We start from the raw sequence: 22,937 nt of genomic DNA, 5'->3' as shown, positions 1-22,937 counted from the left end.
AAGCGCTACCGGGGCTTTGCGCCGGTTTCCTTGCGCGGGCCGGGGGTATTTCGGGAGGCACGGTGAAGGAAATCCTGCGGACCAACGATCCGGTGCTGCTGTCGGCGCTGCAGGCGGCGCTGGCCGAGGCGGACATCGAGCCCCTGGTGTTCGACGCCTATACCAGCATCGCCGAGGGCTCGCTGGGGGTGCTGCCGCGCCGCCTGATGGTGGCCGACGAAGACGCCTGGCGCGCCGAGTCCATCCTGCGCGATCTGCGCTCCGAGGCCGGGGAGTGAACCCGCCGCCGCCCATCCCCGAACTGACGGAGGACCGCCTGCTCGGCGGCCGCCTGCGCCTGATGCAGCCCGCCAGCGGCTACCGCGCCGCCGTCGACCCCATCCTGCTCGCCGCCGCCTGCCCGATGATCGCGGGGCAGACGGTGCTGGACGTCGGCGTCGGCACGGGCGCTGCCCTGCTGGCGCTGGCCCGGCGGGTGAGGCGGGGGCGGTTCGTGGGGCTGGAGGTGCGGCCCGAGATCGCCGCCATCGCGCAGCGCAACGCCGTGCTGAACGAGATCGCCGCCGAGGTGGTGACGGGCGACGTCCGCCGTCCGCCGTTCCCGCCCGATTCGGTGGACCACGTGCTCACCAACCCGCCCTACGCCGCCGGCGGCACTCCGCCCCCCGACCCGGCCAAGGCCATGGCCCACATGGAAGGCGACGTGGACCTGAAGGACTGGCTGCGGGGGTGTCTTTATGTGTTGCGCGCGCGGGGATGGATCACGATCATCCAGCGGGCCGACCGGGTGGACGACGTGATCGCCGCCCTGGCGGGGCGCTGCGGAGCGGTCTCCATCATCCCTATATGGAGCCATGCGGGCGACCCGGCCCGGCGGGTGATCGTGCGGGCGCGGAAAGGCACCCGGTCTCCGGCGACGCTGCACGCCGGGCTGGTGCTGCACGGAACGGAGACCAAGTACACGGACGCGGCGGAGGCGGTGCTGCGCGAGGGCGCCCCGCTTTTCCTGGACACGCCGGAACGGAGGCGATCATAACACTGGCATGATGGGGCTTAGCTTGACGAAGATTCTGTTCACGATTCTGGTGGTCGTGGTGGTGTGGTGGATGTTCAAGACCATCCAGCGCCGCCACCAGCAGATGACCGGCACCCCGCGCGAAAGCGTCTCCGAACGCGCCGCCCGCTCGGCGCGCGAGGCCGTGCGGGCGACAATGGAAAAACGCGGCAACGCGCCGGTGGTCGAGGACCTTGAGCCGTGCCCGAAGTGCGGGGCGTATGTGCCGAAGGGGACGGAGTGTGGGTGTGGGAAGGGGTGAGGGATAGAGTTCGAAATTTCACGAGAACCTTTGCGCGCCACTACGTTTGGCCTCTTCCGATAAGACCTCCAGCGATTCTTCGTGATCTGCCGCAGATGAAATCGCCTGAATGATTTCTTCCCGTGGCAGCCGAGCGAGTCTGGAGCGAGCAATTCCGAAACGTTGCGCGCCAAGTTCAACCAATTCTTTTTTTAAAGGTTGGCCTTGACGAATCAGGTCGTGGACCGCGTTGCGGCTGAGCTTTGTATAGTCACTGGGTGCTGGCGCCGGAAAGTTCCGTTCCCGTACCCCCTTGATAGCGTGCGCAGGATCTACGTGCCCAGACTTAATGAGTGCCTCGGCTAGGTCGCTGAGAGATCTGTAAAGCGCGCGGTTTCCTAGTTTCGGGTCTTTGTGGGCAGCCGCCACTTTTTTCAAGAAGCGGCCGAGTTCGGCCGCTTCAAGTTTTTCCTCAGCCTGCAAATGCGAGGTGGTGGTAGTTTTGTTCCTAGTGGACGCCATCACAACCCATCAATTCGGTTTTTCAACTCATCGGTCAGGTCTTTATACAACGTATGAAAGCCTCGTTGGCCGATATTCTGCGTGTGAGCCCGTTCGTAAACCGGCACGCCGTCAGCAAGTGCCTGCGAAACCCCAGTGCCATCCTCAATGTATGGCTCGACGAGCCGGTTGCCCCACTTGCGCTGCAGAGATGTGAGGTGCTGGTAGTGATCGTCGGTGTAGCCGGAGGCTGCCGGACCATGCGTCCGAATCCTTGTCACCGCAAGGCCAACGAGCTTTGTGTCAGACACATAGAGTGAGCGGTGCTCACCCATCGGAGCTAAGGCGTTCAGTCGCTTGTCGATTCCGTTTTTCATCATTTCAACAAGATGGGGGGCGCCGCGTTCCATAACTGCTTCTGGAACTACAGGAATAATGTAACCATCGCTGGCTGCAATGGCATTCTGTGAAACTATCTTCGTAGCTGGAGGGCAATCGAAGATAATATAATCATAATCACCATCAACTTTGTTGTCTTCGAGCCATTTGCAGAGAAGAGTTCTTTTGTTCCATTCTGAGTGAATGGCATTCCCCTGGTGCGATGCGGTAAGTTCAATCTCTATATCGTCAAGCCCCAGGCTGGCGGGGAGAATGTGAAGGTTCGCATAGTCGGCCGGAAGGTTATTGGTTGTAGTAATTATGTTTTTTCCGGGCTGGGTTGCTCCTTGACGCACAAATGGGCCGAATATTTCATTGACGGTGTTTCTGTTGTTTACCGCGCTTTGCCACGCTTTTGCTCCAAGATAGATGATCGATAGGCTGCTTTGGTGGTCCATGTCCACGAGGAGGACGCGTTCTCCCGGGTAATGTTTAACGATACCTGTCGCAAAATTAAATGCCAAAGTTGTTTTGCCGACGCCGCCCTTGAAGTTAATAATGCTAACTCTCTTGGCCATCTATATAGTCCTTTTTCAGATTGTGAGGATTACTCCTTGAGATTGTACGGATAAAATTAGCTTAGGTAAATGTTGATCTGATGCGCGGTGCGTGAGAGGAGGCGGGTTTCTTTAGCTGTGAGAGGTGCACCAGGCAGACCACCCCCCAACCCCCACCCCCCGCTTGCATCCCGCCCCCTCGGTCGGTAGCTTCTAGCCTCCTTTTCCACCTGGCTTCGAAGAGACCGAGTCCCATGGCCGTTTCCGGCAGCCAACGCCGCAGTTTCCAAGACCTGATCCTGACCCTCCAACAGTTCTGGGCCGACAAGGGGTGTGTCATCCTCCAGCCCTACGACATGGAGGTCGGTGCGGGCACCTTCCATCCCGCCACCACCCTGCGGGCGCTCGGTCCCGAAACCTGGAACGCCGCCTACGTGCAGCCCTCGCGCCGGCCCACCGATGGCCGCTATGGCGAGAACCCCAACCGGCTTCAGCACTACTACCAGTTCCAGACCATCATGAAGCCCTCGCCGGCCAATGCGCAGGAGCTGTACCTCGACAGCTTGCGCGCGCTCGGCATCGACCCGGACATGCACGACATCCGCTTCGTGGAGGACGACTGGGAAAGCCCGACGCTCGGCGCCTGGGGGCTGGGCTGGGAGGTCTGGTGCGACGGCATGGAGGTCACCCAGTTCACCTACTTCCAGCAGGTCGGCGGCATCGAGTGCGACCCGGTCGCCGTGGAGCTGACCTACGGCCTGGAACGCCTCGCCATGTACATTCAGGGGGTGGAGAACGTCTACGACCTGGACTTCAACGGCCGCGGCGTGAAGTACGGCGACATCTTCCATCAGGCGGAAGTGGAATATTCCAAGCACAACTTCGAGCACGCCGACACCGACATGCTGTTCCAGCACTTCAAGGATGCCGAGGCCGAGTGCCAGCGGCTCATCGACGCCAAGCTTGCCCTGCCGGCCTATGACCAGTGCATCAAGGCCAGCCACCGCTTCAACCTGCTGGACGCGCGCGGCGTGATTTCCGTTACCGAGCGCGCCGCCTACATCGGACGCGTCCGCGCTCTGGCGAAGGCGTGCTGCGAGGGCTGGCTCGCCAGCCGTGGCCATGCCGTGGCGGAGGGCTGATCCGATGACCGAATTTCTGCTGGAAGTCTTCTCGGAAGAAATCCCCGCCCGCATGCAGGCCAAGGCCGCCGAGGACCTCAAGACCCTGCTGGTCAAGGGCCTGGAGAAGGCCGGCCTGACGCCGGAAAACCCCCGCTGCTTCGTCACGCCGCACCGCCTGACGGTGGTGATGGAGGGCCTGCCGCTCAGCCAGCCCGACGTCCGGGAAGAGCGCAAGGGCCCCAAGGTCGACGCGCCGGAAAAGGCCATCGAGGGCTTCCTGCGCTCCACCGGCCTGACGCTCGACCAGTGCGAGCAGCGCGACACGCCCAAGGGGCCGGTCTACTTCGCCGTCATCGAGAAAAAGGGGCGGGAGACCATCGAGGTCCTGCCCGAGATCATCGTTGATGCGCTGGCGAACCTGCCGTGGCCCAAGTCCATGCGCTGGGGCACCAACCCGACGCGCTGGGTGCGGCCGCTGCACCGCATCGTGGCGCTGCTGAACGGCCGCCAGATCGATGTGGAATACGCCGGCGTGAAGGCGGGGGCGGAGACCGAGGGGCACCGCTTCCTCGCGCCGCAGCCCTTCCCGGTGGGCGACTTCGACACCTACCGCGAGAAGCTGACCAGCGCCTACGTCATGCTCGACCCCGAGGAGCGCCGCCGCGTCATCCGCACCGAGGCCCAGCGCCTGTGCGAGGGCGAGGGCCTGACGCTGAAGGAAGACGAGGGCCTGCTGCGCGAGGTCATGGGGCTGGTCGAATGGCCGGTGGTCATGATGGGCCGCATCGACGATGAGTTCATGGACGTGCCCGAGGAGGTTCTGACCACCTCCATGCGCAGCCACCAGAAGTATTTCTCGGTCAACACCAAGGACGGCGCGCTGGCGCCGCGCTTCGTGGTGGTCTCCAACATGATCGCCGAGGACGGCGGCCAGGCCATCATCGCGGGGAACGAGCGCGTGCTGCGCGCGCGGCTCTCGGACGCCAAGTTCTTCTGGGACCAGGACCGCAAGCAGCCGCTGGAAAAGCGGGTCGACGGCCTGAAGGACCGCGTCTTCCACGCCCAGCTGGGCACGGAGTACGACAAGGTCCAGCGCATCCGCAAGCTGGCCGCCGAGATCGCCGCCCCCATGATCTCCGCCAACCAGCTGGAGCTGGTGGACCGGGCGGCGGCGCTGTGCAAGGCGGACCTGCCGACCGGCATGGTCGGCGAGTTCCCCGAGCTTCAGGGCATCATGGGCCGCTACTACGCCCTGCACGACGGCGAGGCCCCGGCCGTGGCGGATGCCATCGCGGAGCATTACTCGCCGCTTGGGCCGAACGACGACTGCCCGCAGGCGATGGTGTCGGTGGCCGTGGCGCTGGCCGACAAGATCGACACGCTGGCGGGCTTCTGGGGCATTGATGAAAAGCCGACGGGCTCGAAGGACCCGTACGCGCTGCGCCGTGCCGCGCTGGGCGTCATCCGCCTGATCCTGGAAAACAAGCTGCGCCTGCCGCTGAAGGTGATCTTCAAGCACGCCGCCGCCGCTTACGCCGAGCACGCGCGCGCCATCAAGGGCCTGGCCCTGGAGCAGAAGCACGAGAGCGTGGAGGCCGACCAGGCGACCGCCGATCACTGGCGGGCGCTGGCCGACAAGTACGAGACGCTGGCGAAGCTGTTTGACGGCGACGGCCGGGGCGAGGAGATCGCCGCCAGCCTGCTGGACTTCTTCGCCGACCGCCTGAAGGTCCACCTGCGCGAGCAGGGCGTGCGCCACGACCTCGTCACCGCCGTCTTCGCGCTGGGCGGCGAGGACGACCTCGTCCGCCTGCTGGCCCGCGTCGATGCGCTGTCGGGCTTCCTGGAGACCGAGGACGGCGCCAACCTGCTGGTTGCGTATCGTCGATCTTCCAATATTCTTCGCATCGAGGAAAAGAAGGACGGCGTATCCTACTCCGGCGCGGTGGATGCCGATGCGCTGGCGCTTGCGCAGGAGCAGGCGCTGGCCGCCGCGCTGGACAGCGTGGAGCCCGCCGCCCGGCAGGCGATCGCCGAGGAGGATTTTGCAAACGCCATGGCGGCGCTCGCCCGCCTGCGCGCGCCCGTGGACGCCTTCTTCGACGACGTCACCGTCAACGCGGAGGACGCCGCGCTGCGCGAGAACCGTCTGCGCCTGCTCTCCCGCATCACCGCGGTGATGGGCGAGGTGGCCGATTTCAGCAAGATCGAAGGCTAGGGAACGACGATCATGAGCAAGTGGGTGTACACCTTCGGCGACGGCAAGGCCGAGGGCCGTGCCGACATGAAGAACCTGCTGGGCGGCAAGGGCGCCAACCTGGCGGAAATGTCCTCCCTGGGCGTGCCGGTGCCGGCGGGCTTTACCATCACCACAGAGGTCTGCACCCACTTCACGCAGAACGACCGCACCTATCCGGCCGGCCTGGAAGAGCAGGTGGCCGACGGCGTGGCGCAGGTGGAAAAGGTGATGGGCGCGCGCTTCGGCGACCCGGACAACCCGCTGCTGGTGTCGGTGCGCTCCGGCGCGCGGGCGTCCATGCCGGGCATGATGGACACGGTGCTGAACCTGGGCCTGAACGACACCACCGTGCAGGGCCTCATCAAGCAGTCCAATGACGAGCGCTTCGCCTACGACAGCTACCGCCGCTTCGTGCAGATGTACGGCGACGTGGTGCTGGGCGTGGAGCATCATCACTTCGAGGAACTGATCCAGGACCTCAAGGATGACCGTGGCGTCGACCTGGACACCGATCTTTCCGCCGATGACTGGAAGGACCTGGTCGCCCGCTTCAAGGCCCGCGTCGAGGAAGAACTCGGCCGGCCCTTCCCGGAAGACCCGCAGGAACAGTTGTGGGGCGCCATCGGGGCGGTCTTCGGCAGCTGGATGAACCAGCGCGCCGTCACCTACCGCCGCCTCCACAACATTCCGGCCGAATGGGGCACGGCGGTGAACGTGCAGGCCATGGTGTTCGGCAACATGGGCGACGACTGCGCCACGGGCGTGTGCTTCACCCGCGACCCGTCCACCGGCGAGAACGTCTTCTACGGCGAATACCTGGTCAATGCCCAGGGAGAGGACGTGGTGGCCGGCATCCGCACCCCGCAGCACCTGACCATCCACGGCAAGCAGCTCCATGGCTCGGACCTGCCGGCCATGGAAGAGACCATGCCGGAGCTGTTCAACGACCTGTGCGACGTGCGCACCCGCCTGGAAGCGCACTACAAGGACATGCAGGACATGGAGTTCACCATCCAGAGCGGCAAGCTGTGGATGCTCCAGACCCGCACGGGCAAGCGCACCTCCAAGGCATCGTTGAAGATCGCCGTCGACATGTGCCGCGAGGGCCTGATTTCCGAACGCGAGGCCGTCGACCGCATCGACCCCGCGCAGCTCGACCAGCTTCTGCACCCCATGCTCGACCCCGAGGCCGAGAAGGACGTGCTGACCAAGGGCCTGCCGGCCTCGCCGGGGGCGGCCTCGGGCAAGGTCGTGTTCTCCGCCGACGAGGCCGAGGATTGGGTCAAGCGCGGCGAGAAGGTCATCCTGGTGCGCGTCGAGACCAGCCCCGAGGATATCGGCGGCATGCACTGCTCCGAGGGCATTCTGACCACGCGCGGCGGCATGACCAGCCACGCCGCCGTGGTGGCGCGCGGCATGGGGCGCCCCTGCGTGGCCGGTGCCGGCGACATCCGCGTCGATTACAAGGCCAAGACGTTCACCGTGCGCGGCCGCGTGGTGAACGAGGGCGACATCATCACGCTCGACGGCTCCAAGGGCGAGGTGATCCTGGGCTCCGTCGCCACCATCCAGCCCGAGCTGACCGGCGATTTCGGTACGCTCATGGAGTGGGTGGACGGCATCCGCCGCCTGCGGGTGCGTGCCAACGCGGAAACGCCGGAAGACGCCGCCATGGCGCGGAAGTTCGGGGCGGAAGGCATCGGGCTCTGCCGCACCGAGCACATGTTCTTCGATCCCAAGCGCATCATTCACATGCGCCAGATGATCCTGGCAGACGACGAGGCCGGCCGCCGCAAGGCCCTGGACAAGCTGCTGCCCTACCAGCGCCAGGACTTCGTGGAGCTGTTCGAGATCATGCACGGCCTGCCGGTGACGGTGCGCCTGCTGGACCCGCCGCTGCACGAGTTCCTGCCCGCGACCGACGAGGAGATCGAGGACGTCGCCCAGGCCGCCGAGGTGACGCCCGAGACCATCCGCGCCGCCATCACGCGCCTGCACGAGACCAACCCCATGCTGGGCTGGCGCGGCTGCCGCCTTGGCGTCTCGTTCCCGGAAATCTACGAGATGCAGGCCCGCGCCATCTTCGAGGCCGCCGTGCAGGTCCACAAGGACAGCGGCGACACCGTCACGCCGGAAGTGATGATCCCGCTGGTCAGCTCCAAGAAGGAGGTCGACCTGCTGCGGGCCGTCATCGACACCGCCGCGAAGGAGGTGTTCGACGCAACGGGCGCGTCGGTGGACTACATCGTCGGCACCATGATCGAACTGCCGCGCGCCGCCCTGCGCGCCGCCGACATCGCCGAGACGGCGCACTTCTTCAGCTTCGGCACCAACGACCTGACCCAGACCACGCTGGGCATGTCGCGCGACGACTCCGGGCCGTTCCTGCAGTATTACAGGGAGAAGGGCATCTACGAGAAGGACCCCTTCGCCAGCCTGGACATCAACGGCGTCGGCGAACTGGTGGAACTGGCCGCCGAGCGCGGCCGGAAGACCCGTCCCGACATCAAGCTGGGCATCTGCGGCGAACACGGCGGCGATCCGGCCTCCATCGGGTTCTGCGAGAAGAACAAGTTGGACTACGTGTCGTGCTCGCCCTTCCGCGTTCCCATCGCCCGCCTTGCCGCCGCGCAAGCCGTGCTCGGCCGGCACCAGGACGCGACGGCGTAAGGCAGGTGGCCGGCGTTCGTGCGGGATAGCCACCAAGACACGAAGAACACCAAGAGGGTGTGCGGGCCGCTGTCACTGCGGCCCGCCGCCGGTGTTCGTGGAGGGGTGGACCACCAAGACACCAAGGCACCAAGGCGGCGGCGCATTGCCGCCCCGCCGCGCCAGCGGCCTCATCATTCCCGGCCGGATGCGACGGCGCGGGACGATGATGCGATGGCGCGCATGGATGCTCGGCCTCCTTGGTGTCTTGGCGCCTTGGTGTTTCCCGATCACGGCGTGCGGCCCGATCCGCGCCGCCTCAGCCGGCACGGCCTCTTGGTGTCCTTTGTGTCTTTGCGGCCTCGCCGCGCCATGCCTGCCATCGTGCCGCAGTTCTCATCCGCCGGAGCCAGACAATGGACCTGAAGACCCTGCAAACGGGCGGAAAGGCCGCATTGGCGCGCGCGCTCGCCCATGTGGAGGCCAAGCCCGACGCGCCGGAGACCGTCCGCTTGCTCTCCGACGCCTACAAGGCGCCGCGCGCCCACGTGGTGGGCATCACCGGCCCGCCGGGGGTGGGCAAGTCGACGCTCATCAACGCGCTGATCGCCGGCTGGCGGGCGGACAGGCGGACGGTGGGCGTGATCGCCGTCGACCCGTCGTCGCGCAAGTCCAAGGGCGCGCTGCTGGGCGACCGCACGCGCCTTCAGACGGACCCCGAGGACACGGGCGTTTACGTGCGATCGATGGCCGCGCGCGACCGCCTGGGCGGGCTGGCCGGACTGACGGTCGCCGCCATGGTGCTCATGCGCGCGCTGTTCGACGTGGTGCTGATCGAAACCGTCGGCGTCGGCCAGTCGGAGACCGACGTGGTGCGGGTGGCCGACACGGTGGTGTTCTGCGTCCAGCCGGGGTCCGGCGACTCGTTGCAGTTCATGAAGGCCGGCATCGCGGAAATCCCCCACATCGTGCTGGTGACCAAGGCCGACATGGGCGCGGCCGCCGAACGCGCCGCCGCCGACGTGCACGGCGCCCTGTCCCTGGCGGAGGCGGACATGGAGGGCTGGGAAATCCCGGTCCTGCAAATCTCCAGCATGCGCAAGCAGGGCATGGACGAGGTGATCGGCGCCATGGACCGCCACCTGACCCACCTGCGCGACCGCCACATGCTGGCCGAAACCCGCCGCGCGCAGGCGACCGAATGGCTGGAGGAATTCATCCGCGAACGCTTCGGCCGCGAGGGCCTGAAGAAGGTGGCTCCGGTGACGCTGGACGCCGCTGACAGCCCCTTTGCCCGGCTGGCGGAGGTGTCGGAGAGGCTGGTGTAGATAGGCACCGCCGCCTGGCGATATTTGTGTCGATTTGCAGACACCTGTTGCGGCCGCGCAACGGGTGTTTCGCAATCGGTCGTTCGACCCCTATCGAAGGGTGTAACTCTACGCCCACCGGGTGGATACTAACTCGTGCCGTTCAACCTGGCCGAGGTGTCCGTCATGCTCCAGAGCACACCCGTCCCCGCTGATCCGCCGACAGTTCCCGAGGCCGCCGGACCGGAAGCGCCGATCCTGCGCGTGCGCCGGTTCGAAGGCCACTGGATCGTCCACCGTGACGGCGAGCCCCACGCCCACCGGTTTCCCACCCGACAGCGCGCGGCCGAGTTCGCGCGGGAGTTGGGGGCACGGCTGGGCAGCTATCGCCTGTTCCTGGAACGCGGCGATGGCCGCACGGTCTGCGAAATGCTGAACATCGCCTGTCGCGGCGCGGCGGCGGAAACGGCGCACTGACGCCGGGGAAGAGGGGAGGGGACGGCGCCGCCGTCCGCCTCGCCCTGACCGGCTGACCTACACCGCGAACCCGGCGAGCTTGGTCTCCAGGTACTCGTCGATGCCCTCATGGCCGCCCTCGCGGCCCAGGCCGCTTTCCTTCATGCCGCCGAAGGGGGCGGCGGCGGCGGTGGGGTTGATGTCGTTGATGCCGACGATGCCGAACCGCAGCGCCTCCATGGCTCGCCAGGCCCGGCCGATGTCGCGGGTGTAGACATAGGCCGCGAGGCCGTACGTGGTGTCGTTGGCCATGGCCAGCACCTCGGCCTCGTCGTCGAAGGGAATGACGGGCGCCACGGGGCCGAAGGTTTCCTCGCGGTAGATCTTCATCTCGGGCGTCACACCCGCCAGCAGGGTGGGGGCGAAGAAGTGCCCTTGCGCCAACGCCCCCTCGGTCAGCCGCCGACCGCCGGTCACGGCGGTCGCGCCCTTGGCGACGGCATCGTTGACCTGGTCCTCGACCTTGGCGACGGCGGCCTCGTTGACCAGCGGCCCGATCTGCACGCCGTCTTCCAGGCCCGACCCCGCCTTCATCTTCGCGACGCGGGCGGCGAAGACCTCCTGGAACTGGTCGACCTTGCTGCGGTGGACGAAGAAGCGGTTGGGCGAAATGCAGGCCTGCCCGGTGTTGAGGAACTTCACCAGGCTCGCACCCTTGGCGGCGTGCTCGGCGTCGGCGTCGTCGAACACGATGAACGGCGCGTGGCCGCCCAGTTCCAGCGACACGCGCTTCATCTGCGCCGCCGCCCGGCTCGCCAGCATCTTGCCGACGGGGGTGGAGCCGGTGAAGGTGATCTTGCGCACCGCCGGGTTGGAGACGAATTCTTCTCCGATGGGCTTGGGATCGCTGGCGGTGACCAGGTTTACCACGCCCTTGGGAAATCCGGCGTCATGGAACACCTTGAACATCTCGACCGCACACAGAGGCGTCGCCTCCGCCGGCTTGAGCACCACCGTGCAGCCGGCCGCCAGCGCCGGACCGACCTTGCGGGTGATCATGCTGATGGGATAGTTCCACGGCGTCACCGCCGCCACCACGCCGACCGCCTGCTTGAGCACCATGAAGCGCTGGTCGCCGCGCGGGGCGGGAATGGTTTCGCCATAGACGCGCTTGGCCTCCTCGGCATACCACAGCAGGAAGTCGGCGCCGTACTTGACCTCGTTGCGGGCGGCCTTGAGCGGCTTGCCCTGTTCGGTGGACATGGTGCGCGCCAGATCCTCGGAGCGCTCGGTCATGATCTGCCAGGCACGGTAGAGGTAGGCGGAGCGCTGGTAGGCCGTGGTGCGGGACCAGTCGGCGAAGGCGGCCTCGGCGGCGGCGATGGCGGCGGCGGCATCCGCCGCGCCCCCGTCGGGCACGTGGTCGATCACTGCGCCCGTCGCCGGGTTGGTCACCGCGAAGGTGGCGCCCGACTCGCCCCGGGTCCACTGGCCGTCGATGTACATGGAGGTCTCCTCGTTCTATCCGATGCGTCGGTTCTTGATGGGCGAAAACGGTCCTGCCCGGCCGTCGCGCCCGCGGAGTTTGAAACCGCACGTCTTGCTTGGCAACCGCTTCGTCGCGGTCGAGACGCCAGGACCGGTCCGGCGCGAATTTTTGCCATTGCAAACCATCTGTCTTTCCCCCACTCTTTTCGAAACCAACAAGGACGCGCACACCCATGCTCACCACGCTTCCGGCGGAAGCGCTGGGCGCCGTCATCGACGCCATCGGCGCGCCGGTCTTCGTCGTCGAGGTGACGGAGGAGGGCGGTTTCCGCTTCGCCGCGCTCAATCACCGTCTTGAAGCCCTGGCCGGCGTCTCGGATGCCGGCTTGCGCGGCCGCACGCCTGCGGAAGCTCTGCCCGCCGACCTGGCCGGGCGGCTGACGGCACGCCTGCAACAGTGCCTGACCGAAGCCCGGAGGCTGGACTACGAGGGCTTCATCGATACGGAGAATGGCCGCCGCCGCCTGCGCGTGACCCTGACGCCGCTGGTGGGGGGCGACGGCGTCATTCGCCGCATCATGGGCACGCCGCTCGACATCACGGAGAGCTTCACGCTCGCCAGTCAACTGGAGCAGGAGCGGGCGCTGTTCGGCGAACTGGCCGAACTGTCGGGCGACTGGTTCTGGAAAACGGACGAAACCGGCCGCTTCGTGCCCTTCGACCTGGTGCTGGAGCGCGACGGCGTCCGGCATGTGGGCGTGCTGGCCATGACGCGCCGCGACCTGCTCGACACCGCCCTGCCGCCCGAGGACATGGCCGCCATCGATGCCGCCATGGCCCAGCGCAAGCCCTTCCGCGACCTGGTCTATCCGCAGGTGCTGCCCGACGGCACGCGGCGCATCGTGCGCATCAGCGGCAATCCGCGGTTCTCCCTGGACGGCCGGTTTCTGGGCTTTGTCGGCACGTCGTCGGACATCACGGCGCGGCACAACTGGATCAAGATGCAGTATGCCCGCCACAAGCGCGAGGCGCTGGGACGCATGGCCGGCGGGCTTGCACACGAACTGAACAACCTGCTGCTGCCCGTCGTGTCGCTGTCGCGCCGGGCCCGCAAGCGCCTGGCGGCGCTGCCCCAACCGCCGGAGGCCATCCTTGCCATGCTCGACGACATCACTGCCGCCGGCCGGGCGGCGCGCGACGTGGTCGGCGGGGTGCTCACCTACTCCGGCGGCGGCATGGCCGACCAGGGGCCTGTCGTGCTGTCGGAGGTCGTCGCCAGGGCGGTGGACACGGCTGCCGGGCTGCTGACCCGGTCGGTGCGGGTGGAGCGCTCCATCGAACCCCTGCAGGACCTGGCGGCCGTCACGGCCTCCGACGTGTCCCAGGTCGTCATCAACCTGATGAGCAACGCCGCGGACGCCTGCGGGCCCGGCGGCACCATCTGGGTCTCGCTTGGCACCGAACCGGCCTCCCAGCGCGCCGATGGCGCGGTCCCGCGCGCCATCCTGCGCGTGCGCGACAACGGGCCGGGGCTTCAGACCGGCGTCGACGAGCGCGTGTTCGACCCATTCTTCACCACCAAGCCCGTCGGCGAGGGGAGCGGCCTCGGGCTTTCGGTGGTCTACGGCATCGCCCGCAACTGGGGTGGTGACGTATCGGTGGCCAGCACCCCGGGAGAGGGTGCGGTCTTCGAAATCCGCCTACCGCTGCTTGAGACGGCGGACGCGGACCATGAGACGACGCAGACACCACAGACGAGGACCATCCTGTCGTGAAGCAGATACTTCTGGTGGAGGACCAACCGCTTGTCCGCAAGGCGGTGCGGGGGGCGCTAGAGGACGCCGGGTTCGCGGTGACCGAGGCCGCCGACGGAGAGGAGGGGCTGACGGCGGCGCGCCGCGCGGCCTATGACCTGGCGATCGTCGACATCTGGATGCCCAGGGTCGATGGCATCACCTTTCTCAAGGAGGTGCGCACCATCCATGCCGACCTGCCGGTGATCATCATTTCCGGCGGCGGCCCCAGCGCGCCGCTGGAGGTCAAGGCGCACCTGGCGCAGGCTCACGGCGCGCAGGAGGTGCTGTTCAAGCCGTTCGAGGACGAGGAACTGCTCGCCGCCGTCGGCCGCGCGATTCCCGGCGCCTGATTCGTCATCCGCGGCGCGTCTTCCGCTTGCCGCGGACGGCGCGCCGCACGATCCAGGGCCGCAGGCGCAGAAACAGCCGGTAGCCGCCTTCCAGCAGCGCCGGCAGCGGCGGCATGCCTGCAATTCGGCCCAGCCAGCGGAAGCGCGGCACCCGATGCCACAACAGAATGAAGGCCCGCGCGCCGGAGACCATCCGGCCGTCGGACCGCTGGACGTGGAAGCGCGCCAGCAGCGCCGCCCGGTCCAGCGGACAGGCGGCCCCGCCGCCGTCGGCCGCTTCCGCGCCGGGCGGCTCTCCCTCGCCGGGCGGCTCTCCCTCGCCGCCGGCGACGTTGACCCAGCGCACGCCCAGCGGCTTCAGCGCGCGGTAGGTGGCGATCTCCCGCCGACAGAGGGGGCAGCCGCCGTCGTAAAAGACGGTAAGGGTGTCGGATCGTGTCATCGTGCCAAGGTGTACGGCACGGCCCCGGCGGCGGATCGGTCGCCTGGGGCGACTGTGGGGGTCAGGCCGTGCCCGGCTCAGGCAGGTATTGTTCGGTGTCGGCCCGGCCCATGCCGTCGTCGGGCAGAAGGCGGCTGGCGGGGAACAGGGCCGTGATGGCCGTGCCCTGGCCGGGTTCGGACTCCGCCACCAGTTCGCCGCCGTGATGCTCCACCAGCGCCTTGGTCAGCGGCAGGCCCAGGCCGGTCCCCTCGTAGCGGCGGGCGAGGCGGCTGTCCACCTGGCCGAAAGGCTCCATGGCCTTGTCCAGATCCTCGGCCGTCATGCCGATGCCGGTGTCGGCGACGCGCAGGGCCAGGCGTCCGTCCGCCGTCACCCGGCACGACAGGTCGACCCGGCCGCCGATGTCGGTGAACTTCACGGCGTTGGACAACAGGTTGAGCAGGATCTGCTTGATGCGACGGTCGTCCGCCAGCAGGCGCGGCAGGTCGTCGGGCACCGCGGCGTGCAGCGCGACGTCGGCGCTGTCGGCCCGCTTGCTGACCATCTTCACGCAGGCGTGGACGACCTCGACCAGGTTGACGGGCTCCTCGTTCAGGTCGATTCGGCCGGCCTCGGCCTTCGACATGTCCAGGATGTCGTTGATGAGGTTGAGGAGGTGCGTGCCCGAGTCGTAGATGTCGGCCACGTATTCGCGGTAGGTGGCGTTTTCCAGCGGGCCGAACAACTCGCCGGAAATGGCTTCGGAAAAGCCGATGATGGCGTTCAGCGGCGTGCGCAGTTCGTGGCTGACATTGGCGAGGAAGGCGGCCTTGGCGCGATTGCCGCGCTCCGCCGCCTCCTTGGCGTCGCGCAGGATCAGTTCGTTGCGCTTGCGGCTGGTGACGTCGATGTAGGTTGTCAGCGCCCCGCCGTCGGGCATGGCCGCCCGGCGGACCTCCAGCACGGTGCCGTCGGGCATGGACCACTCGGCGCGGTCGCGGGTGAGCAGGCGCAGGGCCTCGGTCTTTTCCGACACGCAGGACTCGACGTCGCACTCGCCGAAAACGCCGGCTGTGGCCAGGTGGCGGATGATGGCCGCGTAGTCGGTGCCGTCGCGGGTCAGGCCCGGCGGCAGGTTCAGCATGCGGCGGAACAGGCGGTTGTGGTCGACCAGCCGGGTGTCTGAGTCGAACACCGCGATGCCTTGGGGCATGTTGTCCAGGATGGCGGCCAGGCGCCGGCCTTCCAGCACCACCTGTTCCTCGCGGCGGCGCAGGGCGGTGGCGTCGGTGTAGACGCCGGCGATGTAGCCGTCGGGCGTGCGGTGCTCGGAAATGAGCAGCCAGCGACCGTCGCGCTGCATCAGTTCCATGCCGCTGGCGCCGCGGCGGTGGCTTTCGCGGCGCTGCGCCATCCAATCGGCGCGCTCGTCCTCGCTCAGTGGAACGTTGCCCGCATCGAGCTGCAGGCGCAGCAGATCGTCAAAGCTCATGCCCCCGCGGACCTTGGCGGCGGCGGAGCCGAACAGCTTGCGGTAATTTTCGTTGAACAGCACCAGGCGGTCGTCCGGTCCCCACAGGGCGAACCCGTCGGAAATGCTGTTGATGGCTTCCATCAACTGGTGCTGCGCCCATTGGGCGGCGGCGCGCGCCTCCACCTCGGCGGTCACGTCCGTCGCCGTGCCGCGGAAGCCCTGGAAGCGGCCGTGGTGGTCGTGTACCGGCCGGCCGCTGAGTTTCAGGTGCTTGACGCGGCCGTCGGGCAGCATCTGGCCCAGGCCGACGTCGCGGAAGGGCTGGCGGCCGCGCAGGCGCTCCATCTGGTGGCGCAGAGGCAGCGGGTCCGGCGCGTCGTCGGCCAGATCCATGAGCGTGCGCCCCAGGAAGTGGCGCGGGTCCACGCCCATGACCGTCAGCACGCGCGGGCTGACGAAGGTGAAGCGCAGGTCGGCGTCGGTCTCCCAGAACCAGTCCGAGGCCGCTTCCGCCAGGTCCTTGAAGCGCTGCTCGCTTTCCCGCAGGGCCCGTTCGGCCTGCTTGCGCTCGGTGATGTCGGACCGCACCGAGACACGGCCGCCCTCGCTGGTGACATATTCGCGCAGGAGCATGACGCTGCCGTCGGCCAGCTCCTGCTCCACCGGCCCCTTGGGCGCGCGGTGGGCGGCGACCCGTTCTTCGATCCAGGCGTCGCGGCGGCCCAGGCTCGCGGTGGCGAGGCCCCGGTCGGCGGTCTGTTCGCACAGGTCGCGGAAGGTCATGCCCGGCACGACCGTGATGCCGGCGCGTTCCATGACCTCGCGGTAGCGGCGGTTGGACAGCACCAGCCGGTCGTCGGCGTCGAACAGGCTGAAGGCCTCGGTGATGCTTTCCACCGCGTCGACGAGCTGCGCCTGCGCGCGGTTCGCGCGGTCGGTCTCGGCGGCGGCGGCGATCTGCAGCCGGCGGAGCACCACCACCAGCAGCGCCACCGCCAGCATCACCGCCAGCACCTGATGGGAGACGAACAGCCACGGCAGCAGGCCGCCGGAATGCATGAAGGGCGTCACCAGCCCGTGCAGGCCGCCGACGACGAACAGCAGGCCCGTGGCGCGATAGGCGGCTTCCCCCCGGCTTTCGCGGCCGATCAGGAAGGCGCCGCCGGCAACGATCAGCGGCAGCCCCAGAAGGCCGAAGACCACCGGCTGGTCGGGGTCGTGGAGCGTGGTGACGACTGCGGGCCAGGCCAGCATCACCACCGCCCCGAGCGCCAGCGCCCGGCGCCCGACCCGCCGGCCCGTGAAGCTCCAGACGCCGGCCAGCACCAGGATGCCGGCGGCCGATTGGAGGGCCTCGGCGGCCAGCGTCAGGACCCTGTCGTCCAGGGTCGGCGCCAGGAACAGCACCAGGAAGGCGGCCGTCTGGGCGGCAAAGGCCGCCGCCCACCACGACAGGGCGCGCGGCGCCTGCGGCAGGGTGCGGGCCAGCACCATGGCGAAGGTAAGCACGGCCGAACCCAACACAGCGCCCAGGGTGGCGGCGTCGAGGGGCAGGCTCATCATCATGGGCGGGGTCCGGAACGGGCGGGGAAAGGGGGGATCGGGCACCGTCCGGGCGCGCGCGACGGCGCACCGCCGGCGAGGCCCGAATCCTTACTCGTCGTAGGTTATGAGCGCGTCGAAGGGAACGTCAAGGCGCTTGCGGCCCTCGAGGAAAGACAGTTCGATGATCGAGGCGACGCCCACCACCTCGGCCCCGGCCTCGCGGAACAGGTTGATGGCGGCCAGCGCGGTGCCGCCGGTCGCCAGCAGGTCGTCGCAGATGACCACGCGCTGGCCGGGCTGCACGGCATCGGCCTGGATTTCGACGGTGTCGGACCCGTATTCCAGGTCGTAGGTGTGGCTCTTCACGTCGCCCGGCAGCTTGTTGGGCTTGCGCACCATGACGAAGCCCATGCCCAGCTTGAGCGCCAGGGGCGCCGCGACCAGGAATCCGCGCGACTCGATGCCGGCCAGCACGTCCGGCTGCCACGCCGCCACCTTCTTCGCCAGCCGGCCCATGCTCACCTGCCAGGCGTCGGGGTGCGCAAGCAGGGTGGAGATGTCGTAGAAGTTGATCCCCGGCTTGGGGAAATCGGGGATCTGGCGGATGTGGTCCTTGATGTCCATCGGACGAGGGGCCTCTTCGTTCGCTCTAAAGAAATCAGGCGGTTCGGCGCCGGGGCCGGCGCGGCTCATCCTAGCCCGTCCGCTCGCGTCCGGCAAAGGGAATGGGACGCCCGAACGGGTGGGGATTGGCCCCTGGACGAAGTGGTGCGGCTTGGGCCAAGGTGAATCAAATGTTGCGCGCCGGCGGCCGGGTGCCTAACGTTCAAGCAGGAAACGCCCAGAAAAAGAAGACGCCGGAACCCATGGAACTCGTCCAGGACAGACCCGCGGCCGACCAGATGGACGTCGCCCGCGTGCAGGAGCGCATCCAGCAGCTCTACGAGGAACTCAGCCCGCAACTCAAGCAGGCGGCCCGCCATGTGCTCGCCCACCCGGAGGAGGTGGCGCTGACGTCCATGCGCCGCCTGGCGCAGCATGCGGGCGTGAAGCCCTCGACCATGGTGCGGCTGGCCCGGGCGCTGGGCTTCGACGGGTTCGAGGTGATGCGCGAGCCCTATCGCCAGTGGCTGCGCGGCGGCGAGGGGGCCTATGTGGCCCGCGCCCGCAACCTGCAGGCCCGCGGCGAGCAGGGGGCGGTGTCGCTGGTGCGCGAGATGATGGAGGCCGACGCCGCCGCCATCGGCGGCATGGCGGGCGACGACGACCGGGTCTCGGCCCTGCTGGCGTGCCGCAAGACGCTGGTGGACGCGCGCCGGGTCTACGTTCTGGGCCTGCGCAGCATGTTCTCGCTGGCGCACTACTTCCACTATGCCTACGGCATGGCCTACGACAACGGCCGGCTGGTCCACGGCAATGCCGGCACGGTGTTCGACGGCCTGCGCGGCGTCGGGCCCGAGGACGCCCTGATCTGCTTCAGCTTCCGCCCCTATGCGCGCGAGACGGTGCTGGCCGCCGATGTCGCCGCCGATGCCGGCGCCTCCATCATCGCCATCAGCGACAGCGTCGTATCGCCGATCGCCTTGCGGGCGAGGCACGTTCTGGCGGTGGAGAACGCCAGCCCCAGTTTCTTCAACTCCATCGTGCCGGCCATGGGGCTGGTGCAGGCGCTGGTGGCGGCGGTCATCGCCGACGGCGGAGACAAGGCGCTCGACACCATCAGCGAGGCCGAGGAGCAACTCGCGAAGTTCAACGCCTATTGGCAGGAACCCCGGCGCAGACGGAAAACCTGATGACCCATGTGTTCCACCGGCAGATCCATGCCGACTACCCCACCGCCGTCGCCGGCGACGGCTGCTACATCGTCGATGCGGACGGCAAGCGGTACCTCGATGCGAGTGGCGGCGCCGCCGTGTCGTGCCTGGGCCACAGCGACCGCCATGTGATCGACGCCGTGGTGGCGCAGCTTCAGACCCTGCCTTTCGCCCACACCGGCTTCTTCACCAACCGGCCGCTCGAACGCCTGGCCGACATGCTGACCACGGCCGCGCCCGGTCCGCTGGACCATGTCTACTTCGTTTCCGGCGGGTCCGAGGCCATCGAGGCCGCGTTGAAGATGGCGCGCCAGTACTTCCTGGAGATCGGCCAGCCGGCGCGCTCGCGGCTCATCGCCCGGCGGCAGAGCTATCACGGCAACACGCTCGGCGCGCTCGCGGCCGGCGGCAACCAGTGGCGCCGCGCCCAGTTCGAGCCCATGCTGGTGGACGTCAGCCACATCGCCCCCTGCTACCCGTACCGCGACCGCGCCGAGGGCGAGAGCCTGGAGGCGTACGGGCGTCGCGTCGCCGACGAGCTGGAGGCGGAAGTCCTGCGCCTGGGGCCCGAAACCGTGGCGGCCTTCGTCGCCGAGCCGGTGGTGGGGGCGACGGCCGGCGCGCTGGCGCCGGTGCCGGGGTATTTCAAGCGCATCCGAGAGATCTGCGACCGATACGGCGTGCTGCTGATCCTGGACGAGGTCATGTGCGGCATGGGCCGAACCGGCAGCCTGTTCGCCTACGAGCAGGAGGGAATCGTCCCCGACTTGGTTACCGTGGCCAAGGGGCTGGGGGCGGGCTACCAGCCCATCGGCGCGACACTGGTGCATGACCGGCTGTATGACGCCTTCCGCGACGGCACGGGCTTTTTCCAGCACGGCCACACCTACATGGGTCATCCCGCCGCCTGCGCGGCCGCCGTGGCGGTTCAGGAGCGCCTGACGGAAAGCGGCATGATGCGGGGCGTCAACCTGCGCTCCGACCAGCTGTTCGCGGCGCTGCGCGACCGCTTCGGCGAGCATCCGCACGTCGGCGACATCCGCGGCCGCGGCCTGTTCATCGGCCTGGAGTTCGTGGCCGACCGCGCGACCAAGGCGCCCTTCGACCCGGCGCGCGGCGTGGGTGCGAAGCTGAAAAAGGCCGCCATGGCGCAGGGCCTGATGGTCTACCCCATGGGCGGCACCATCGACGGCCGGCGCGGCGACCACTGCCTCATCGCGCCGCCGTTCATCATTTCGGAGGCCCAGGTGGCCGAACTGGTGGACAAGCTGGCGGCGGCGCTGGACGCCGTCCTGCCCGAGGCCAAGGCCGCATGAGCGGGGTCGCCTTCGATCAGCCCATGGCCGTCTGCGTCGCCCCCAACGGCGCCCGCAAGACCCGAGACGACCATCCTGCCGTTCCGGTCACCGCCAGAGAGGTCGCCGAGGGCGCCGTGCGCTGGCGCGAGGCCGGGGCCGCCATGCTCCACCTGCACGTCCGCGACGCCCAGGCGGGTCATGTGCTGGACGCCGACCTTTATATCGAGGCGACAGCGGCGGTGCGCGCGGCGGTGGGCGACGACATGGTCATCCAGATCACCACCGAGGCCGTCGGCAAGTACACGGCGGCCGAGCAGATGGCCGTGGTCCGGGCGGTCAGGCCCGAGGCCGTGTCGCTGGCGGTGCGGGAACTGATCCCCGACGCCGACCACGAAAAGGACGCCGCGGCCTTCCTGTCGGAGGTGGTGGGCTGGGGCTGTGCGCCGCAGTACATCCTCTACGCTGCCGAGGACGTGGCGCGGCTGCACGACCTGAGGCGGCGCGGCATCATCCCCGGCAACCGGATGAACGTGCTGTTCGTTCTGGGGCGGTATTCGCGCAACCAGGATTCCGATCCCCGTGACCTGCTGCCCTTCCTCGAGCGCTGGAACCCGGCCGTCGACGGCCCCTTCAGCGTCTGCGCCTTCGGCCGGCGCGAGGGGACATGCGTGCTGGCGGCAGGCGCGCTGGGCGGTCATGCGCGCGTGGGGTTCGAGAACAACACCCTGCGCGCCGACGGATCAGCCGCCGCCGACAACGCCGACCTGGTCGCCCAGGTGGCGGAAGGGGCCCGTCTTCTGGGGCGTCGAGTCGCCTCGGCCGACGACATCCGCAGGCTCATGGACCCCCTCTGACCCCGCGCGCGACTCGGGATGCTACTGGGGATACTCGGATTTTTCTGTGGCAGAACCCGATGGCCGCGTTAGGATATTGAAACGTCTATGCGACGGCGCACCTGTTCATGGAACGAATGGTGCGCCGGTCCGTCCTCCCGGTCGGGAGGCGTCGGCTGCTTTAGGGAGGCAGCCGGGCGGCACGGTCCGCGTATTCTGCGCATCCCGTGCAGGCGGCCGTGTTCATCGGCAGCAACGGCCGGCATCCATTTCGCCGGCGATAAAGCAGACACACATTTAAGGGAGCTTCGACATGAAGAATTTTGGCGCCAAGACCATCGCCGCCGCCGTGGCGCTGGGTGCGGCGGCCGTCGGCCTGTCCGGCGGTTCGGCCGTTGCGCAGAATCAGCAGTTCATCACCATCGGCACCGGTGGCGTGACCGGCGTCTACTATCCGACCGGCGGCGCCATCTGCCGTCTTGTGAACAAGGACCGCAAGGACCACGGCATCCGCTGCTCGGTCGAGTCCACGGGCGGTTCGGTCTACAACATCAACACCATCAAGCAGGACGAGCTGGATTTCGGCATCGTGCAGTCCGACGTCCAGGGCCGCGCCTACGAGGGCGGCATGGGCTTCGGCGAGCCGTTCAAGGACCTGCGCGCGGTGTTCTCCGTGCATGGCGAGCCGCTGCACATCGTCGCCCGTGACGATTCCGGCATCAAGGACTTCCAGGACCTGCAGGGCAAGCGCTTCAACGTGGGCAATCCGGGGTCCGGCCAGCGCGCCACCATGGAACTGATCATGGAACACCTGGGCTGGAGCATGGACGACTTCAGCCTCGCCGCCGAGCTGAAGCCCGCCGAGCAGGCCCAGGCCCTGTGCGACAACAAGGTGGACGCCATCGCCTACACCGCCGGCGTGCCGAACGGGTCGGTGAAGGAAGCCACCACTGCCTGCGACGCCCATCTGGTGCCCATGGAAGGCGATTGGGCAGAGGGCTTCATCGAGAAGTATCCCTCCTACGCCTTCAGCACCATTCCCGGCGGCGTCTACGAAGGCACCGACAGCGACGTGACCACGCTGGGTCCGAAGGCCACCTTCGTCACCTCCACCGACATGCCGGATGACGTGGTGTACAACGTGGTCAAGGCCGTCTTCGAGAACTTCGAGGACTTCAAGAAGCTGCACCCGGCCTTCGCCGACCTGGACAAGGAGACCATGGTGAAGGACGCGCTGGCCGCGCCGCTGCACCCGGGTGCCGAGAAGTACTACAAGGAAGCAGGCCTCCTGTAAGGCGTTCGCCTCCAGCCGATCCGACGGGAAGCCGGTGCGCCGGCTTCCCGTTTCGGCTTCTTCTTCTTTCTGACGTCCGGCCGGTCTCCGGCCAGGCGGCGGCGCATGGCAGAGC

20 protein-coding genes are annotated in these 22,937 nt (G+C 67.9%); 14 read left to right on the top strand and 6 right to left on the bottom strand.

What is annotated here, in order from left to right:
• Positions 1–62: 62 nt before the first annotated feature.
• Genes LG334_RS19085 through LG334_RS19075 form a run of 3 tightly spaced genes read left to right on the top strand, consistent with a single transcriptional unit; the run spans position 63 to position 1,316 of the window.
• Complete coding sequence (locus tag LG334_RS19085; protein ID WP_404380495.1) at positions 63–278, top strand: DUF2007 domain-containing protein; 216 nt, start codon at positions 63–65, stop codon at positions 276–278.
• The gene (locus LG334_RS19080) at positions 275–1,036 is read left to right on the top strand and encodes a tRNA1(Val) (adenine(37)-N6)-methyltransferase (protein WP_404380493.1); all 762 of its coding nucleotides are present in this window, start codon (positions 275–277) and stop codon (positions 1,034–1,036) included. The genes LG334_RS19085 and LG334_RS19080 overlap by 4 nt, the downstream gene beginning before the upstream one ends.
• 22 nt (positions 1,037–1,058) lie before the next feature.
• A complete protein-coding gene (locus LG334_RS19075) occupies positions 1,059–1,316 on the top strand; it encodes a hypothetical protein (protein WP_404380491.1) in 258 nt (85 codons plus the stop codon).
• Positions 1,317–1,334: 18 nt separating this feature from the next.
• Here the strand turns inward: LG334_RS19075 and LG334_RS19070 are convergent, their stop codons facing one another.
• The gene (locus LG334_RS19070) at positions 1,335–1,817 is read right to left on the bottom strand and encodes a hypothetical protein (protein ID WP_404380489.1); all 483 of its coding nucleotides are present in this window, start codon (positions 1,815–1,817) and stop codon (positions 1,335–1,337) included.
• Complete coding sequence (locus LG334_RS19065) at positions 1,817–2,752, bottom strand: ParA family protein (protein WP_404380487.1); 936 nt, start codon at positions 2,750–2,752, stop codon at positions 1,817–1,819. Before LG334_RS19065 ends, LG334_RS19070 begins: the two co-directional genes overlap by 1 nt.
• A 233-nt stretch (positions 2,753–2,985) precedes the next feature.
• On the opposite strand from LG334_RS19065, the gene LG334_RS19060 reads away from it, so the two are divergent.
• The 5 genes from LG334_RS19060 to LG334_RS19040 all read left to right on the top strand — a co-directional run bounded on the left by LG334_RS19060 (position 2,986) and on the right by LG334_RS19040 (position 10,527).
• Positions 2,986–3,873: a glycine--tRNA ligase subunit alpha gene (locus LG334_RS19060; protein WP_404380485.1), complete on the top strand. Its 888-nt coding sequence runs from the start codon at positions 2,986–2,988 to the stop codon at positions 3,871–3,873.
• Positions 3,874–3,877: 4 nt separating this feature from the next.
• Positions 3,878–6,073, top strand: a complete 2,196-nt coding sequence (glyS, locus tag LG334_RS19055) for a glycine--tRNA ligase subunit beta (protein WP_404380483.1) — start codon at positions 3,878–3,880, stop codon at positions 6,071–6,073.
• A gap of 12 nt (positions 6,074–6,085) precedes the next feature.
• Positions 6,086–8,764, top strand: a complete 2,679-nt coding sequence (gene ppdK / locus LG334_RS19050) for a pyruvate, phosphate dikinase (RefSeq protein WP_404380481.1) — start codon at positions 6,086–6,088, stop codon at positions 8,762–8,764.
• 395 nt (positions 8,765–9,159) lie between these two features.
• Positions 9,160–10,071 carry a methylmalonyl Co-A mutase-associated GTPase MeaB gene (meaB, locus tag LG334_RS19045; RefSeq protein ID WP_404380479.1) on the top strand — a complete coding sequence of 304 codons (912 nt, stop codon included), beginning with the start codon at positions 9,160–9,162 and terminating at the stop codon, positions 10,069–10,071.
• A gap of 135 nt (positions 10,072–10,206) precedes the next feature.
• On the top strand, positions 10,207–10,527 hold the full coding sequence (locus tag LG334_RS19040) for a hypothetical protein (RefSeq protein ID WP_404380477.1): 321 nt from the start codon (positions 10,207–10,209) through the stop codon (positions 10,525–10,527).
• A 57-nt stretch (positions 10,528–10,584) separates the two neighbouring features.
• On the opposite strand, the gene LG334_RS19035 is transcribed toward LG334_RS19040, so the two are convergent.
• Positions 10,585–12,012, bottom strand: a complete 1,428-nt coding sequence (locus LG334_RS19035; RefSeq protein WP_404380475.1) for an NAD-dependent succinate-semialdehyde dehydrogenase — start codon at positions 12,010–12,012, stop codon at positions 10,585–10,587.
• 215 nt (positions 12,013–12,227) lie between these two features.
• On the opposite strand from LG334_RS19035, the gene LG334_RS19030 reads away from it, so the two are divergent.
• Together LG334_RS19030 and LG334_RS19025 are read left to right on the top strand one after the other, a co-directional pair.
• On the top strand, positions 12,228–13,769 hold the full coding sequence (locus LG334_RS19030) for an ATP-binding protein (protein WP_404380473.1): 1,542 nt from the start codon (positions 12,228–12,230) through the stop codon (positions 13,767–13,769).
• The gene (locus tag LG334_RS19025; protein ID WP_404380471.1) at positions 13,766–14,140 is read left to right on the top strand and encodes a response regulator; all 375 of its coding nucleotides are present in this window, start codon (positions 13,766–13,768) and stop codon (positions 14,138–14,140) included. The genes LG334_RS19030 and LG334_RS19025 overlap by 4 nt, the downstream gene beginning before the upstream one ends.
• Positions 14,141–14,144: 4 nt before the next feature.
• Here the strand turns inward: LG334_RS19025 and LG334_RS19020 are convergent, their stop codons facing one another.
• From LG334_RS19020 to LG334_RS19010, 3 genes are all read right to left on the bottom strand, one after another.
• Complete coding sequence (locus tag LG334_RS19020) at positions 14,145–14,582, bottom strand: thiol-disulfide oxidoreductase DCC family protein (protein WP_404380469.1); 438 nt, start codon at positions 14,580–14,582, stop codon at positions 14,145–14,147.
• Positions 14,583–14,643: 61 nt separating this feature from the next.
• On the bottom strand, positions 14,644–17,604 hold the full coding sequence (locus LG334_RS19015; RefSeq protein WP_404380467.1) for a PAS-domain containing protein: 2,961 nt from the start codon (positions 17,602–17,604) through the stop codon (positions 14,644–14,646).
• Between the two features lie 87 nt (positions 17,605–17,691).
• On the bottom strand, positions 17,692–18,207 hold the full coding sequence (locus LG334_RS19010; RefSeq protein ID WP_009541153.1) for an adenine phosphoribosyltransferase: 516 nt from the start codon (positions 18,205–18,207) through the stop codon (positions 17,692–17,694).
• 242 nt (positions 18,208–18,449) lie between these two features.
• On the opposite strand from LG334_RS19010, the gene LG334_RS19005 reads away from it, so the two are divergent.
• The 4 genes from LG334_RS19005 (at position 18,450) to LG334_RS18990 (ending at position 22,822) form a co-directional block, all read left to right on the top strand.
• Positions 18,450–19,376, top strand: a complete 927-nt coding sequence (locus LG334_RS19005) for a MurR/RpiR family transcriptional regulator (protein ID WP_009541152.1) — start codon at positions 18,450–18,452, stop codon at positions 19,374–19,376.
• Positions 19,376–20,713 (top strand): aspartate aminotransferase family protein, encoded by a 1,338-nt coding sequence (locus tag LG334_RS19000; RefSeq protein WP_404380464.1) that lies wholly within the window; start codon positions 19,376–19,378, stop codon positions 20,711–20,713. Before LG334_RS19005 ends, LG334_RS19000 begins: the two co-directional genes overlap by 1 nt.
• Positions 20,710–21,549, top strand: coding sequence for a 3-keto-5-aminohexanoate cleavage protein (locus LG334_RS18995; RefSeq protein WP_404380462.1), 840 nt, complete (start codon positions 20,710–20,712; stop codon positions 21,547–21,549). The genes LG334_RS19000 and LG334_RS18995 overlap by 4 nt, the downstream gene beginning before the upstream one ends.
• Positions 21,550–21,841: 292 nt before the next feature.
• A complete protein-coding gene (locus tag LG334_RS18990; protein ID WP_404380460.1) occupies positions 21,842–22,822 on the top strand; it encodes a TAXI family TRAP transporter solute-binding subunit in 981 nt (326 codons plus the stop codon).
• The last annotated feature ends 115 nt before the right edge of the window (positions 22,823–22,937 follow it).

Source organism: Caenispirillum salinarum, assembly GCF_044803115.1.
In the GTDB taxonomy this organism is placed as follows: domain Bacteria; phylum Pseudomonadota; class Alphaproteobacteria; order Rhodospirillales; family Rhodospirillaceae; genus Caenispirillum; species Caenispirillum salinarum_A.
Note: the sequence above shows the minus strand (reverse complement) of the source record. Positions and strands in the feature narration are given on the sequence as shown.